This is a genomic window from Gillisella vitis (genome assembly GCF_001541345.2).
GTDB classification, from domain to species: domain Bacteria; phylum Pseudomonadota; class Alphaproteobacteria; order Rhizobiales; family Rhizobiaceae; genus Allorhizobium; species Allorhizobium vitis.
This window is the reverse complement of sequence record NZ_LMVL02000003.1, coordinates 960,758-974,766: the sequence shown is the minus strand read 5'-3', so window position 1 is coordinate 974,766 and position 14,009 is coordinate 960,758. Positions and strand designations below refer to the sequence as shown.

General features: G+C 59.0%; 15 protein-coding genes and 1 riboswitch. Of the genes, 11 read left to right on the top strand and 4 right to left on the bottom strand.

Features of this window, described 5'->3' with window-relative positions:
- The first annotated feature begins 28 nt into the window (after positions 1-28).
- From surE to ASB66_RS14675, 3 genes are all read left to right on the top strand, one after another.
- Positions 29-799, top strand: coding sequence for a 5'/3'-nucleotidase SurE (surE, locus tag ASB66_RS14685; protein ID WP_060716778.1), 771 nt, complete (start codon positions 29-31; stop codon positions 797-799).
- Complete coding sequence (locus tag ASB66_RS14680) at positions 796-1,449, top strand: protein-L-isoaspartate(D-aspartate) O-methyltransferase (protein ID WP_060716777.1); 654 nt, start codon at positions 796-798, stop codon at positions 1,447-1,449. The genes surE and ASB66_RS14680 overlap by 4 nt, the downstream gene beginning before the upstream one ends.
- A 224-nt stretch (positions 1,450-1,673) precedes the next feature.
- Positions 1,674-3,308, top strand: coding sequence for a LysM peptidoglycan-binding domain-containing M23 family metallopeptidase (locus ASB66_RS14675; RefSeq protein WP_114386627.1), 1,635 nt, complete (start codon positions 1,674-1,676; stop codon positions 3,306-3,308).
- A gap of 115 nt (positions 3,309-3,423) precedes the next feature.
- Here the strand turns inward: ASB66_RS14675 and ASB66_RS14670 are convergent, their stop codons facing one another.
- The gene (locus ASB66_RS14670) at positions 3,424-4,290 is read right to left on the bottom strand and encodes an ATP-binding protein (protein WP_060716775.1); all 867 of its coding nucleotides are present in this window, start codon (positions 4,288-4,290) and stop codon (positions 3,424-3,426) included.
- Between the two features lie 209 nt (positions 4,291-4,499).
- On the opposite strand from ASB66_RS14670, the gene yajC reads away from it, so the two are divergent.
- The 5 genes from yajC (at position 4,500) to ASB66_RS14645 (ending at position 9,617) form a co-directional block, all read left to right on the top strand.
- Entirely contained in the window at positions 4,500-4,871 is a 372-nt protein-coding gene (gene yajC / locus ASB66_RS14665) for a preprotein translocase subunit YajC (protein WP_060716774.1), read from the top strand.
- Between the two features lie 209 nt (positions 4,872-5,080).
- Entirely contained in the window at positions 5,081-7,651 is a 2,571-nt protein-coding gene (gene secDF, locus ASB66_RS14660; protein ID WP_060716773.1) for a protein translocase subunit SecDF, read from the top strand.
- A 3-nt stretch (positions 7,652-7,654) separates the two neighbouring features.
- On the top strand, positions 7,655-8,041 hold the full coding sequence (locus tag ASB66_RS14655; protein ID WP_060716772.1) for an Mth938-like domain-containing protein: 387 nt from the start codon (positions 7,655-7,657) through the stop codon (positions 8,039-8,041).
- A 4-nt stretch (positions 8,042-8,045) separates the two neighbouring features.
- Complete coding sequence (locus tag ASB66_RS14650) at positions 8,046-8,909, top strand: phytoene/squalene synthase family protein (protein WP_060716800.1); 864 nt, start codon at positions 8,046-8,048, stop codon at positions 8,907-8,909.
- A gap of 243 nt (positions 8,910-9,152) precedes the next feature.
- Positions 9,153-9,617 (top strand): hypothetical protein, encoded by a 465-nt coding sequence (locus ASB66_RS14645; protein WP_060716771.1) that lies wholly within the window; start codon positions 9,153-9,155, stop codon positions 9,615-9,617.
- Between the two features lie 44 nt (positions 9,618-9,661).
- Here ASB66_RS14645 and trmFO read toward each other — a convergent pair whose 3' ends face one another.
- The 3 genes from trmFO to ASB66_RS26725 all read right to left on the bottom strand — a co-directional run bounded on the left by trmFO (position 9,662) and on the right by ASB66_RS26725 (position 12,178).
- Positions 9,662-11,119 carry a methylenetetrahydrofolate--tRNA-(uracil(54)-C(5))-methyltransferase (FADH(2)-oxidizing) TrmFO gene (gene trmFO / locus ASB66_RS14640; RefSeq protein ID WP_060716770.1) on the bottom strand — a complete coding sequence of 486 codons (1,458 nt, stop codon included), beginning with the start codon at positions 11,117-11,119 and terminating at the stop codon, positions 9,662-9,664.
- A 415-nt stretch (positions 11,120-11,534) separates the two neighbouring features.
- On the bottom strand, positions 11,535-11,678 hold the full coding sequence (locus ASB66_RS14630; protein WP_015916326.1) for a DUF1127 domain-containing protein: 144 nt from the start codon (positions 11,676-11,678) through the stop codon (positions 11,535-11,537).
- A gap of 242 nt (positions 11,679-11,920) precedes the next feature.
- Positions 11,921-12,178: a hypothetical protein gene (locus ASB66_RS26725; protein WP_234613527.1), complete on the bottom strand. Its 258-nt coding sequence runs from the start codon at positions 12,176-12,178 to the stop codon at positions 11,921-11,923.
- A 16-nt stretch (positions 12,179-12,194) separates the two neighbouring features.
- Between ASB66_RS26725 and ASB66_RS14625 the strand changes: the two genes are divergently transcribed.
- From ASB66_RS14625 to cobU, 3 genes are all read left to right on the top strand, one after another.
- On the top strand, positions 12,195-12,593 hold the full coding sequence (locus ASB66_RS14625; protein WP_234613524.1) for a hypothetical protein: 399 nt from the start codon (positions 12,195-12,197) through the stop codon (positions 12,591-12,593).
- A 64-nt stretch (positions 12,594-12,657) separates the two neighbouring features.
- Positions 12,658-13,040, top strand: a riboswitch (cobalamin riboswitch).
- A gap of 140 nt (positions 13,041-13,180) precedes the next feature.
- Positions 13,181-13,474, top strand: a complete 294-nt coding sequence (locus ASB66_RS14620) for a hypothetical protein (RefSeq protein ID WP_060716768.1) — start codon at positions 13,181-13,183, stop codon at positions 13,472-13,474.
- A 4-nt stretch (positions 13,475-13,478) separates the two neighbouring features.
- Positions 13,479-14,006, top strand: a complete 528-nt coding sequence (cobU, locus tag ASB66_RS14615) for a bifunctional adenosylcobinamide kinase/adenosylcobinamide-phosphate guanylyltransferase (protein WP_060716767.1) — start codon at positions 13,479-13,481, stop codon at positions 14,004-14,006.
- The last annotated feature ends 3 nt before the right edge of the window (positions 14,007-14,009 follow it).

Sequence of the window (14,009 nt, the reverse complement as noted above, 5' to 3'; positions counted from 1 at the left end):
GGCTTCGGAAACGTCTTGACGAGGACCAATGCGGATTCTGCTGACCAATGACGACGGCATTCATGCAGACGGCATGGCCGTTCTGGAACGAATCGCCCGGACGCTCTCCGACGATGTGTGGATTGTTGCGCCGGAAACTGACCAGAGCGGGCTCGCCCATTCGCTGACCCTGTCGGAGCCGTTGCGGCTGCGGCAGCTTGGCGAGAAACGCTTTGCGCTGCGGGGAACGCCGACCGATTGCGTCATCATGGCCATCCGCAAAGTGCTGCCCGGCAAGCCGGATCTCGTATTGTCAGGTGTCAATGCCGGGGCGAACCTTGCTGACGATGTCACCTATTCCGGCACGGTGGCTGGGGCAATCGAAGGTACGGTGCATGGGGTGCGATCGTTTGCGCTTAGCCAGGCCTATAGCTACGTGGCTGGTCATTCCATTCCCTGGGATGTGGCTGAAACGCATGCGCCAGCGCTGATTGCTAAACTGATGCATGCCGACCTGCCGCCCGGCACGTTCCTCAATCTTAATTTTCCCAATTGCGAACCGCGCGAGGTTGCGGGCGTCGATGTCACCTCGCAGGGCAAGCTCGACTTTGGGCTCAGCGTCGAAGAGCGGCTGGATGGGCGCGGACTTCCTTATTTCTGGCTGCGATTCGGCGACCGCAAGGGCAATTTCCGCGCCGGGACCGATATCAGCACGCTGCGCGATAACCGTATTTCGGTCACGCCGCTGAAGCTGGACCTGACCGATTACGCGGTTCAGGATGTCATCGCCGCCGCGCTGAACCCGGAGGTAGGGTCTTGAAATCCGCAATGCTTGAAAAAGAGGGCTTTGCCGCCTTGGTGCTACGGCTGCGCTCCGAGGGGATTTCTGACATCAACCTGCTGACGGCAGTGGAACAGACGCCCCGCTCGCGATTCGTCGCCCATCATCTGGCCGAGCACGCCTATTCCCGCCAGACGATCCCGCTTGAATGTGGTGCGTTCATGGAAGGGGCCGATCTTGCCGTACGGCTGATCGAGCGACTGCGCGTCAAGCCCGGCCAGCGGGTGATGGAGGTCGGTACCGGCAGCGGGTTCATGACTGCTGTTCTGGCGCGTCTTAGCGAACGTGTCGTCTCGGTGGAGCGCTATAAGACGCTGGTAACCGATGCGCAGGCGCGTCTGGAGCAATTGTCAGTCCGCAATGCGATTATCCGCCATGGGGATGGTAGCTTGGGCTTGCCGGGTGAGGGCACATTCGACCGAATCATCGCGACAGCTGCGTTTCCGTCAATGCCAAAAGTCTTTACCGAGCAATTGGTCCATAACGGTGTGCTGCTGGCTCCACTCATTTTGGATGAAAATCGTTGCGTCATGGTGCGGCTGACCCGCACCGGTAGCCGGTTTGAGCGGGAAGACCTGTTCGAGGTTCCCTATCTTCCTTTGACTCCAAATGTCGCTGCCTTCCTTTAATTGGAAGCTTTGCATCCCCTAAAATTACCAGAATTGGACGGTTTGGCGGTGCTTGGCTCAGCGCCCTTAATTTTTATGGTTAATGGCTTTTTTGTAAAACCCCGGCACAGAAGGGTTTCCAGCCACGCAGGCCCCGGTTTTCCTGCGATTTTTTGCGGAATGTTGATAAGGATTCCACGCGGTTAACCGCCCGGTAACACTAACGCGCTTTAATAAACTCACAAATGGTTGCGTCGTCAGTGGGTTGTATCATGCGTCAGAGTCAGTCTTATAAATCCGGCATGCCTGTTGCCCAGATTCTCTGGGTTGGCCTGATGGCGAGCGTCGCGACTGGTTGCAGTTCCGATTCAAGCCGCTTTTCCGGCCTGTTTTCCAAAACCGATACGATGACGACCGCCTCGACCGGCGGCCAGATCACCGGATTGGACAATGCGCCGGTGCCGCAAGCCGATGTCGATAATGGCGGTTCCTATGCGCCGTCCGGCCCCAGCGCGTCGACGGGTGGCGGTTATGGCAATCGCCAGCAGGCGATGACGCAGCCCTATCCGGCCCAGCAGACCTATTCGCCAGCGCGGCGGGCTTCGTCGGCTGTGTCCGTTCAGAAGGCCGAGCTTGCGCCGCCATCCGGTTCCACCGCATCGACAGGCCCGATTTCTTCGCGCCGCCAGACAGCCTCGGCCCAGCCATTCCCGGCTGCCACTCACCAGTCGGCAGCCTTGGAGGACGGCGATGGCTTGTCCACCAACACCCTGCCGCAGCCGGCAAAGCCCGGCCCGGCGGCTGGCGCTGGCGCCAGTGGCCAGGGTGCCAATGGATGGAGCACGGTCAATGCACCCCGCGTCGTTCTGAAGCCGGGCGAAAGCCTTGCCACCCTGTCGCAGCGTTACGGGGTGCCGGAAAAGGAAATCGTCAAGGCCAATGGTCTTTCGACGGCAGGGGCTGCACGTCCAGGTCAGTCTATCCTCATTCCGACCTTCGGTTCGCGCAATACGCCGACCAGGGCTGCGGCTGCCGAAGGCACGCTGTTGCCTCCAGGTCAGTCTCCCGGGCCAACGCCGCGCCAGGAAGAAAAGGTCGCGGTATTGCCGACCAATCCGAAGCTGCGCGATAAGGTCAAGACTGATATTGCCGCAAACAACACCACCAATGCCGCGGGCACCGGCAAGACGCCGCCAGCCGCTGGCACCTATGTGGTCAAGTCGGGCGATTCGATTGCCAAGATTGCCCGCGAAAACGGTGTTTCCGTTGCGGCCCTGAAGCAGGCAAACCATCTCGGCACCCAGGGTGTCCGTGTCGGTCAGACGCTTGAACTGCCCCAGGCCGATCAAAAGCTGGCCGCGACACCTGTCAGCACGGCACCTGCCAATACCAAGCCTGAAGCGCCCAAGGTGACGGCTGCGGCTCCGCCGCCAGCTGCGCCGACCAAGTCGGTCACCGATGTTGCCTCCGCCGATCCAGGCGACAAGGCTCCGGATGCAACTGGCATCGGCAAATATCGTTGGCCGGTGCGTGGCGCGGTGGTGGCTCCGTTTGGTGCCAATGTCGCTGGCAAGCGCAATGACGGTATCGATATTTCCGTGCCAACCGGTACGCCGATCAAGGCCGCTGAAAACGGCGTGGTCATCTACGCTGGCAATGGCCTGAAAGAACTCGGCAACACCGTGCTTGTTCGCCATGACGACGGCACTGTGACTGTTTACGGCCACGCCGATGCCATTTCCGTTCAGCGCGGCCAGAAGGTGCAGCGTGGCCAGCAGGTAGCGACATCGGGCATGAGCGGTAATGCCAGCCAGCCGACCCTGCATTTCGAAGTGCGCAAGGATGCGACCCCGGTCAACCCGATGGGCTTCCTGGAATAGGTGTCGCTTCGCGAGAGTTTTTCTTGAATAAGGTAGTGCGTTTCAGGAAAGTTGAGAAAGGCTCGGAGCAATCCGGGCCTTTCTTCATAATGGGCTTGCGATATGGCGGGAAGGCCTACCGTCCGATCTCGACCCGCAACCGCCCGGCCAGATCCTGGATATACTGCCAGGCGACTCGCCCGGAGCGTGCGCCACGTGTTGTGGCCCATTCCAGAGCTTCGGCATGCAATTGCTCAGGCGGCAGCGGCAGCTTGAAATGCGCGGCATAGCCGTCGATCATCGCCAGATAGTCATCCTGACTGCATTTATGAAAGCCGAGCCAAAGGCCGAACCGGTCGGAGAGCGAGACCTTTTCCTCCACCGCTTCCGACGGGTTGATGGCGGTTGATTGCTCGTTTTCCATCATATGCCGGGGCAGGAGGTGGCGGCGGTTGGAGGTGGCGTAAAACAGCACATTGTCCGGACGACCCTCGATGCCGCCATCCAATGCCGCTTTCAGCGATTTATAGGCTGTATCGTCATGGTCGAAAGAAAGATCGTCGCAAAACAGCAGCACCCGCTCATCGCTGTTTTTCAGCAGGTCCATCAGCAAGGGCAGGGAGGCGATGTCTTCGCGGTGGACTTCCACCAGTTTCAGCCGCACGCCGGTGGCCTTTACGATATCGGCATGCACCGCCTTGACCAGCGAGGATTTGCCCATGCCGCGCGCCCCCCACAGCAGCACATTGTTGGCGGCAAAGCCGAGCGCGAACCGTTCGGTGTTTTCATGCAGGATGTCGCGCACCCGATCGACACCCCTGATCAGGCCGAGTGCGACGCGGTTGGGTCTCGGTACCGGTTGCAGATGCTGGTTTGCCGGATGCCAGACGAAGCAGTCGGCTTCGCTCCAGTCGTTGAGCGCAGGGGCGGGACCGGCCAGCCGTTCCATGGCATTGGCGAGACGGGTCACTTCCCGCAGCAGATCAGCCAGCGTATCGGACATGTTTTGCCTCCGTTCATGCATGAAAAGTGGTTCAAGACCGCCTGTGATCGTTGCGCTACCATGGTCATACAGGGTTCGAAAGTGTATTGACCGGGGATTCGGTACGCAAAGCCGCTGTTTCTGTTGCATTCCCTTGGGGTATTCCTATATTCCGGCGGCAAAACAGGGGGGACAGGATCTTTGCTGCCCCGGTTCCGAAGGAGTTTCTCATGTTCATAACACAGGCATTCGCTCAGGATGCAGCACCTGCCGCTGGCGGGATGGGGTCCGGGTTTGAAATGCTGCTGCTTTTCGCACCCTTGATGGTGATCTGGTATTTCCTGCTGATCCGCCCGCAGCGCAACCAGCTGAAGAAGCGGGAAGCAACGCTGTCGGCCATTCGCCGCGGCGACCAGGTGGTTCTGGGCGGCGGCCTGATCGGCAAAGTGACCAAGGTCACTGACGATAAGGAACTGGAAGTCGAAATCGCCGATGGCGTCAAGGTCAAGGCGCTGCGCAGCCTGATCGCCGAAGTGCGCGTCAAGGGTGAACCGGTCAAGGCCGAGATTGCCAAAGGCGACGGTTCCAAGAGCGACGCTTGACCCAAGTTTGAACACCGGGCCGCCCAACAGGGCGGCCTGACTTTTTTCTGCTGTCTGCTGGAGAAAAGCCGCTTCCGTCGTCTGAAATGGCCGCTTTGTATGTTGAGCGCTGGTTTGCCCTGCGGTAAATCTTGCTCGGCGTATCAAGCCGCCATTTCCGTTTGACGATCCCGGTCTATTTGCCCCAGACCTTACCCTTCGAGATGTCGATGCTGCATTTCTCCCGCTGGAAAACCATTCTCCTCTGGCTTGCCGTCGTGGCGAGCGTCCTGATCGCGCTGCCCGACCTGTTCAGCAAGGATCAACTGGCCCGTCTTCCGTCCTGGTTCCCGAGCAAGCAGATGACGCTCGGCCTCGATTTGCAGGGCGGCTCGCATATCATGCTGAAGATCGAGCGCAACGATATCGTCAAGGAGCGGCTTGAAGCCGTGGTTGGCGATATCCGTAGCAGTCTTCGCGATGCGGGCGTTCGCTATACCGGGCTGAATGGCGTTGGCCAGGCCGTACAAGTGCGCATTACCGATCCTGCTCAGCTCGATGCGGCGCGCAAGGCCTTGCAGACACTGACCGCGCCGGTCAGCACCGGTGGTTTCGGGTCGAGCAGCATCCAGGAAGCGACGCTGGACGATAGCGGTGATGGGTTGTTGAAATTCAACCTCACCGATGCCGGTATTGATTATCGCATGTCCTCGGCACTCACCCAGTCCATCGAAGTCGTGCGTCGCCGCGTCGATGAGCTTGGCAATACCGAGCCGTTGATCCAGCGTCAGGGCTCCGACCGGATCATCGTTCAGGTGCCGGGTCTTGATGATCCGCAGCGTTTGAAGAATCTTCTGAACCAGACTGCGAAGCTGAGCTTCCGCATGGTCGATACCAGCATGTCGGCCACCGAAGCGATCAGCGGCCGCCCACCTGCGACATCCGAAGTGCTCTACAGCCAGGATGAGGCGGCTGTGCCTTATCTGGTCGAAAAGCGAGTTCTGGTGTCCGGCGAGGATCTCGTCGATGCACAGGCCAGCTTCAATCAGCAGAATAACGAGCCGGTCGTCAGCTTCCGCTTCGATAGCCGTGGCGCACAGCGCTTTGCTCAGGCGACCCAGCAGAATGTCGGGCGGCCCTTTGCCATCGTGCTTGATAATCAGGTGATTTCCGCGCCTGTGATCCGTGAACCGATTGTCGGTGGCTCTGGCCAGATTTCCGGCAATTTCACGGTGCAGGGCGCCAATGACCTAGCCGTTCTGCTGCGCGCTGGCGCACTGCCGGCAACCTTGACCGTAGTCGAAGAGCGCACCGTTGGCCCAAGCCTTGGCGCCGATTCGATCCGGGCCGGTGTTTCTGCCGGCTTTATCGGTGCGGGGCTGGTCGTGGTGCTGATGATCGGGCTTTACGGCTTCTTCGGCGTGCTTGCTGTTCTGGCGCTGTTTGCCAATATCGTTATGATTATTGCGATCCTGACGCTGCTTGGGTCGACGTTGACGTTGCCGGGTATCGCCGGTATCGTGCTGACCATCGGTATGGCGGTTGATTCGAACGTGCTGATCTACGAGCGTATCCGCGAGGAATATAAGAGCGGTCGTTCCCTGATCCAGTCGATCGATATCGGCTTTAACAAGGCCTTGGCGACCATTGTCGATGCCAATGTCACGACGCTGATTGCCGCTGGTGTGTTGTTCTTTCTTGGCTCCGGTCCGGTGCGCGGCTTCTCGGTAACGCTGGCCATTGGTATCATCACCACGGTGTTTACCGCCTTTGGTTTGACCCGCTGGATGTTTACCGTCTGGGTCAACACGCGCCGTCCCAAGGCGATGCCCAAGGGTGTGCGGACCGGGATTTTCGACGGCACCAATATCCCGTTCATGGGTGTCCGCCGTTATACATTCCTGCTGTCGGCTGCCTTGTCGATTGCCGCCCTCGTCGGTTTCGGCACAGTCGGCATGAAGCTCGGCATTGATTTTACCGGCGGTTCGATCATCGAGTTGAAAGCCCGTCAGGGCAATGCCGATCCTGCTGCGATCCGTGAACAGTTGAGCAGTCTCAATCTCGGCGATGTTCAGGTCCAAGGCTTTGGCGATCCAAGCAGTGTTCTGGTCCGTTTGCAGGCCCAGGACGAGGGTGAAAACGGCGAGCAGTCCGCTGTTGCCAAGGTGCGCGGCGCGTTGGAACAGGGTTACGAGTTCCGCCGTACCGAAGTCGTCGGTCCGTCCGTATCGGGTGAGCTGACGAAATCGGCGACCATTGGCGTATTGATTTCGCTGATGGCGATCCTGGTCTATATCTGGATCCGGTTCGAATGGCAGTTTGCGGCAGGCGCGATCATCGCAACCCTGCACGACGTCATCCTGACACTTGGCCTCTATGTGATCACCGGGGTGGAGTTCGACCTCAGCAGTATCGCGGCGATCCTGACGATTGTCGGCTATTCGCTGAACGATACCGTGGTCGTTTATGACCGTATGCGCGAGAACCTGCGGCGTTACAAGAAAATGCCGCTGGATGTGTTGATCGACACGTCGATCAACCAGACCCTGTCTCGTACCATCCTGACATCGGTGACGACGCTTCTGGCTCTTCTGGCATTGTTCCTGTTCGGTGGCGAAGTTATCCGCTCCTTCACCTTCGCCATGCTGTTCGGGGTTCTCGTTGGCACATTCTCCTCTATCTATATGGCTGCACCGGTTCTGATCGCCTTCCGTCTTCGCCCCGAAGGTCAGGGCGAGCCGGATAAGGCTGAAAAAGCAAAGCCGGAAAAGAACGGCACAGCGGGCAAGGCGGGAGCATAGGCATTGGCAAAGGGCATTATCATCCGCGAGGCGCATTTTCCGGGCCGGTCCCCCATCGATGCCTATGGCAATGGCGGGTTCCGGTTCGCGGATATGTCGCATCGCGGCTCCCTTTTGCTTTTACCATCCGGCATTTATGGCTGGGATATGCGCGAGGGCGAGGACCTGACGGTTACCGCCCTCCAGCGTCTGCTTGATGAGGCGGATAAGGTCGAGTTCCTGTTGCTCGGCACCGGCACGGAACTGCGCCGTATCCCCAGCGACGTTAAAGCCGCTCTGACCGCCGCTGGCATTGGCTCTGACCCGATGAGCACCGGAGCTGCGGTGCGGACCTATAATGTGATGCTGGCGGAAGAACGGCCTGTGGCCGCCGCATTGATTGCAGTCTGATCTCATGGCGGAAAGCGCTAAATCATCGCCATTGGCCGCCGATGTCTGCCTTACGACACTGCGGGAAATCGACCGCGACCGGTATTTGGCCTGCCTTCTCTCGCCGCCGGAAAAACAGCCTGCCTTGGCCGCGCTCTATGTCTTCAATGCCGAGCTTGCCCGGGTGCGCGATCTGGTGCGCGAGCCCTTGCCGGGCGAAATACGGCTGCAATATTGGCGCGATCTGCTTTCCGGTAAGGGGCATGGCGATACCACGGCCAATCCGCTGGCGGCAGGGCTGCTAAACACGGTAGAGCGCTATCACTTGCCGGTTCAGCCCTTGCTCGACATGATCGATGCGCGAATTGCAGACCTTTACGATGATCCGATCGGGCCAAGAACGGCACTGGAAGGCTATGCGGGAGAGACGGCCTCGGCGCTGATCCAGTTGGCGAGCCTGGTGCTGGATACCGATGCCGCGCTGAATTGCGCAACAATTGCCGGCCATGCCGGTGTGGCCCAGGCCATTGCTGGCCTGCTGGCGCTGATGCCGCAGCATCGGGCGCGGGGACAGCTCTACATTCCCGACGAAATCCTGGCCGCGACTGGCCTCGACCGGGATACCTTCCTGTCGGGTAAGGACGAGATGAGGATCGATGGTGCCATCGAAGCCTTCGCCGGTTTGGGGCTCGATCATCTTGCCAAGGCGCGGGCTGGCGGCAAGCTTCCTGCCTCATTGGTTGCGGCCTATCTGCCCGTGGCGCTGGCCGGTCCGATTCTGAGGGATGCTCGTCGGCGCGGTGCCGATATTCTGCAAACACCGATCCGCCGAGCTCAGTGGCGCCGACAGCTGACACTGCTGCGCGCCAGCATGACGGGTCGATTTTAGGGCTGTCAGGTTCCTCCTGAACCAGCCCCTCGGGAAAACTCGGATTACACTTTTCCTGGCAAACGATGCACAGGTTTGCACTCCGGCTCCAAACTCACGCAAGGCTCATCCGTTAGTTCTTACCGACTGCAAAATCCGCAAGTTGGAATCGTTTCAAAGGATTATGCAGCAGATATAAAGTGTTGCCGCAATTGCGCGATCCTCGATCGGCAGTGCTGCTCTCGCATCATCCGGAGGTTGCCAGTGGGCGTTGGGATCGGTATTTTTGTGTTTTTGGGCATTATCGCCTTCGCGTGGTACGTCTCGCGCATGGCGGAGCGCAATGACGGCGAAACCCTAAGCGATGTCGGACTTGCCATCCTGGAATTCGGGCGCGCCTTTCCCGGCGAAGCCATCCGCAGCCTGCATGCCACAGCCGATGGAAAAGCGGTATTCGTCAGGCTTCATGACAACCGTGCCGGTTTCATGCGCAATCTTCGAAATCATTATGCCTGCCATCTGATCGAGCCGGGGCATGTGCAGGTCCGACCACTGGAGAGCGTTCATGGCTTCCATGTCACCTTCCTTGATGCAGCCCAGCACAACGGCGACTATATTTTCGCCAAACCCGCCGAGGCAGCAGAAGTGTCGCTATGGCTGCTTGGCAACTATATCGCGCCGAACGACTTGGAGCCGGCTGAAGACAGATTTGACAAGACGTCCAATTGAGTAGGATGTGCTATCAGGTCCTTTGAGATCTTCGGGCCTTGGTCTTACAGGCCCGCATCTTCCATTTCCTCAACCGGCTGTGGGATGTGTGGCGGCAGGCCCAACCATTCCCGGCAATGGGCCAGAGCGCGGATGGCGATCAACTGGCGCTTCATGACAGTCTTGTCCTTGCCCCGGAATCGTTTCACGCCTTCGGGCTTGACGATGGAGCCTGGCTCCAGATCCGGAAACAGTCCGAAGTTGATGTTCATCGGCTGGAAAGACTTTTTGCCGGGTTCGTCGTTGGACACGATATGGCCACCGGTAATATGGTTGAGCAGGGCACCAAGCGCCGTTGTCACCGGCGGCGGGCTAAAGGCTTCGCCCTTGCGCTCGGCAGCAGCAAAGCGACCGGCCAGAAGGCCGATAGAAGCGCTCTCGACATAGCCTTCGCAGCCGGTGATCTGCCCGGCAAAACGCAGACCCGGTCTGCTCTTTAGGGAAAGAGACGGATCAAGCAGCACGGGTGAATGGATATAGGTATTGCGGTGCAGGCCACCGAGCCGGGCGAATTCGGCGTTTTCCAGGCCGGGGATCATCCGGAAAATCTCGGCTTGGGCACCGTAGCGCAGCTTGGTCTGGAAGCCGACCATATTATACAGCGTACCCAGCGCATTATCCTGGCGCAGCTGCACGACAGCATAGGCTTTCACGGTTGGATTATGGGCATTGGTCAGCCCCATCGGCTTCATCGGCCCGTGGCGCAGGGTTTCACGTCCGCGTTCCGCCATGACTTCGATGGGCAGGCAGCCGTCGAAATAGGGCGTGCCTTCCCATTCCTTGAAGCCGACCGCATCACCGGCAATCAGCGCATCGACGAAGGCGTTATACTGGGCCTCGTCCAGGGGGCAGTTGATGTAATCCTTGCCCGTGCCGCCCGGTCCTACTTTGTCATAGCGCGATTGATACCAGCAGATATCCATATTGATGCTGTCGCGGTGGACGATGGGGGCGATGGCGTCGAAAAAGGCCAGCGCATCCTCGCCGGTTTCAGCGCGGATGGCCTCGGCCAGTGCAGGTGATGTCAGCGGGCCGCTGGCGATGATGCTAAGATCCCAATCGCGCGGTGGCAGGCCGGTGATTTCCTCGCGCACCACGGTTACGAGCGGGTGGGCTTCCAGCGCCTGCGTCACGGCCTCGGCAAAGCCATCCCTGTCAACGGCAAGCGCGCCACCTGCCGGTACCTGATGGCGGTCGGCGCAAGCCATGATCAATGAGCCTGCGAGCCGCATTTCCGCATGGATAACCCCGACTGCATTGGCGGTGGCATCGTCGGAGCGGAAGGAATTGGAGCAGACAAGCTCGGCCAGGCTGTCGGTCTTATGGGCGTCGGTGCCGCGAAGGCCGCGCATCTCATGAAGAATGACCGGCACGCCTGCCTCGGCGATCTGCCAGGCGGCTTCGGAGCCAGCCAGCCCGCCGCCAATGATGTGAATAGGGGTATAGGTGTTGTTGTCTGTCATGGCGGCTGCTTATCACGCCTTGCCGCCGCTTCCAATCTTGAACCGATCAAATTGCACTTTGGAGATACAAGCTTGGTTTGGAGAGTTAGTAATCATCGTACATGACGTAAATGTTTTGCTCTGCGGCTTGCCCCCCTCTGCCTTGCCAGGCATCTCCCCCTCAAGGGGGGAGATCAGATAGGCGTAGCCTCCTACGTTTACCGATAGGTCTTAATTATCGATAGTTAAGAGCGATGATGTGACGCGAGAGGTTTAATCCGGGTCGATCTCCCTCCTTGAGGGGGAGATGTCCGGCAGGACAGAGGGGGGTAAACGGCATACCAAAACGTTTACGTCGCGTAGAGTGGCCAGAAATAGAAAACGGCGCCAAAAGCGCCGTTCGAACAGTCAATTCAAATTTTAAAACCGGGACCGATTAACGGAACGAGCGGTTGGCAATGTGACGGATGTCGTAACGGGTGATGCCGATGTCGGACAGGGTCTGGTTGGACAGGCCGCCCAGCTCGGACAGAGTGCGGCGATAGCTAATCCAGTTTTTTGCAATGCGGATCGGGTTCATGACATTTCCTCGAGATCTTGTTTGCTGATCCGGCGGTCTCTCCCGCCTCAGCTGTTGGCATGCTTATACATCGGGGAAGGCATGAGCGACAGTGCAATAAATGGGCGACTGCTATGCGTTTGTGCAGATTCATGGCTATTAATTGTGCTTCGGCTAGGATTTGAGCATGATTTTGGGGCGCTCAAAACAGGCCCTTTCCGGGCGAAATTCTCACTGGTGAGAGGGTGTGAAATTGCCGACCGTCAGGCACAAAACGGTCCCATAATGGGTTTGTTTAAGAAAAATCCAGCCCATATTTTCTTTTGCGCAAAATTCCCTGCTTTGTGGTCAGCAAAAGGCGGTTTAATTCGTCGAAACGCCTTCATCAGGTCTATCTCCGTTGCGGACTTATAGCGTAAGCTTGCGGCAAGCTCTGGCTTTGATGGTCCGTGCCATATCTTTGTGCGGAGTTTGACCTTGCTGCGGTATTTGCGCGTTTTTGCCTTTCTATCGATCTGCATGGCGCTTGCCGGGTGCATGGCAGGACTGTTTCAATCAGATCAGAAGAAGTTTTACTATGATATTCGCGCGGTCACCGTGCTGGCGGGTCCGAAAGTGCCGCTGGCCCTGGTTCAGGGTGTGGAGCGGCGTCTGTCAGCAGCCATTGCTGCCACGGTGCGCAGCGAGGTTCTGCCGCGAGTGATTCTGACGGTCAGAGTTGAGACGATGGCAAGTGGGCTTGGTCTGGACAAGCGGCACAACGAAGCCGAGGTCAAGGTCAGTGCTGCCTCAGTTGAAACCGGCGATGTGGTCGCCCAGGGCACGTTCAAGGTGCTGACCATTACCAATGATCTGACGCTCGGCCCTGAAAGTCTGGCGGAAGAAATTTCAGCCCGGATACGCTCGCTGTTTTCGCTGACCGCGCCAAAACTATAGCGAGTACCAAGACAAGAGAGGGTGCTGGTTCATGGCTTGCAGATTGACTTCAAACCTCATTCTGCTAACCCTAGAGTTGGATGGTTTTCGGCCTGAAGAGATTGAGGCTGGAAAGCAAAAGGGAATGCGAAGGCGTGGACCCAGACAGGGCATGCCAAACGCAGCCGACCCCGCGACTGTAGAACAGCGAGGGTTTTCCATCCGGTTTTGAAAATCCCTGCATGGCGGGCCGCGTGGTGTGGCCGGTGCGGTGAGCGGATAGGCCGGAAAAGCCACTGGAGTGGCGAAGCGATCTGCCGAGGTTGGACGCCTCTTTATCTACGAATCGTCCGCCTTTTCGCTTTTGCCGTGGACTCCGGGAAGGTGAGGAAAATCTGCGAACGAGTGCCGTGATGGTACCGGTTTGACGCTGTGAGCCAGGAGACCTGCCGTCCGTGACGGGCTTTACGCCCAATTGGGGGAGAGATCCCCGACGCCAGCACGGAGGTTGTCGTGGCGCAACAGATTGATCGCGGGCCTTTCAGGCTCCGCTTCACGGTCATTTGGCCGTTTTGTATTATGCCGCCTGCGCCCAAGGGAGGCAGGTCATGATGACGCTCGTGTCATCACGCAGCATAGGTGCGGCCTTAGCGCTGCTTGTGCTGGCGGCGCTGGTTTTTGCGCTGCTGCCGTTTTCCCGTCATGCGCCTTCTGAGCGACCTGCTGAACAGCAATTCCACGCGCCATCCGGTTCCAATTCCACTTTTGGCGGTGCGATATCGCAGCCAAGGCCGGATGTGCGGTCTTCCGCGCCATCCGCTGCCGATGCGGCCCCATCCGCATGGCCGGGCTTTGTGCCACGTTCCAGTGGGCTCTACACCCCGCCTGCCGGTGGAAACTGACGCCATGGCCGAGACAGTTTCGAAACGTGTCTTCGTTCTCGGAGGCGCGCGGTCCGGCAAGTCGCATTTTGCCGAACAGCTTTGTGCAGAGACCGGCCTGGAGCGCCATTATCTGGCGACCGGGCGAGCCTGGGACGAGGAAATGCGCGCCCGGATCGACCAGCATCAGCAGGATCGTGGCGGCCTTTGGGTGACGCATGAGGAGCCGCTGGCGCTGGTGGACAAGCTTAGGCAGATCGATGCGCCAGGCCGGGTGGTGCTGGTCGATTGCCTGACGCTCTGGGTGACCAATCTGATGATGGAGGAGGGGCGCGACATGGCTGCTGAGGCCGCGGCCCTTGCGGCTCTGCTGCCCCGGCTTTCCGCCTCCATTGTGCTTGTTTCCAATGAAGTCGGCCTTGGCATCGTGCCAGAAAACCGCATGGCGCGCCATTTCCGCGACCATGCCGGGCGGCTTCATCAATTGATCGCGGCTAGCGCAGACGAGGTTTACTTCGTCGCGGCTGGCCTGCCCCTGAAAATGAAAGGCTGAACA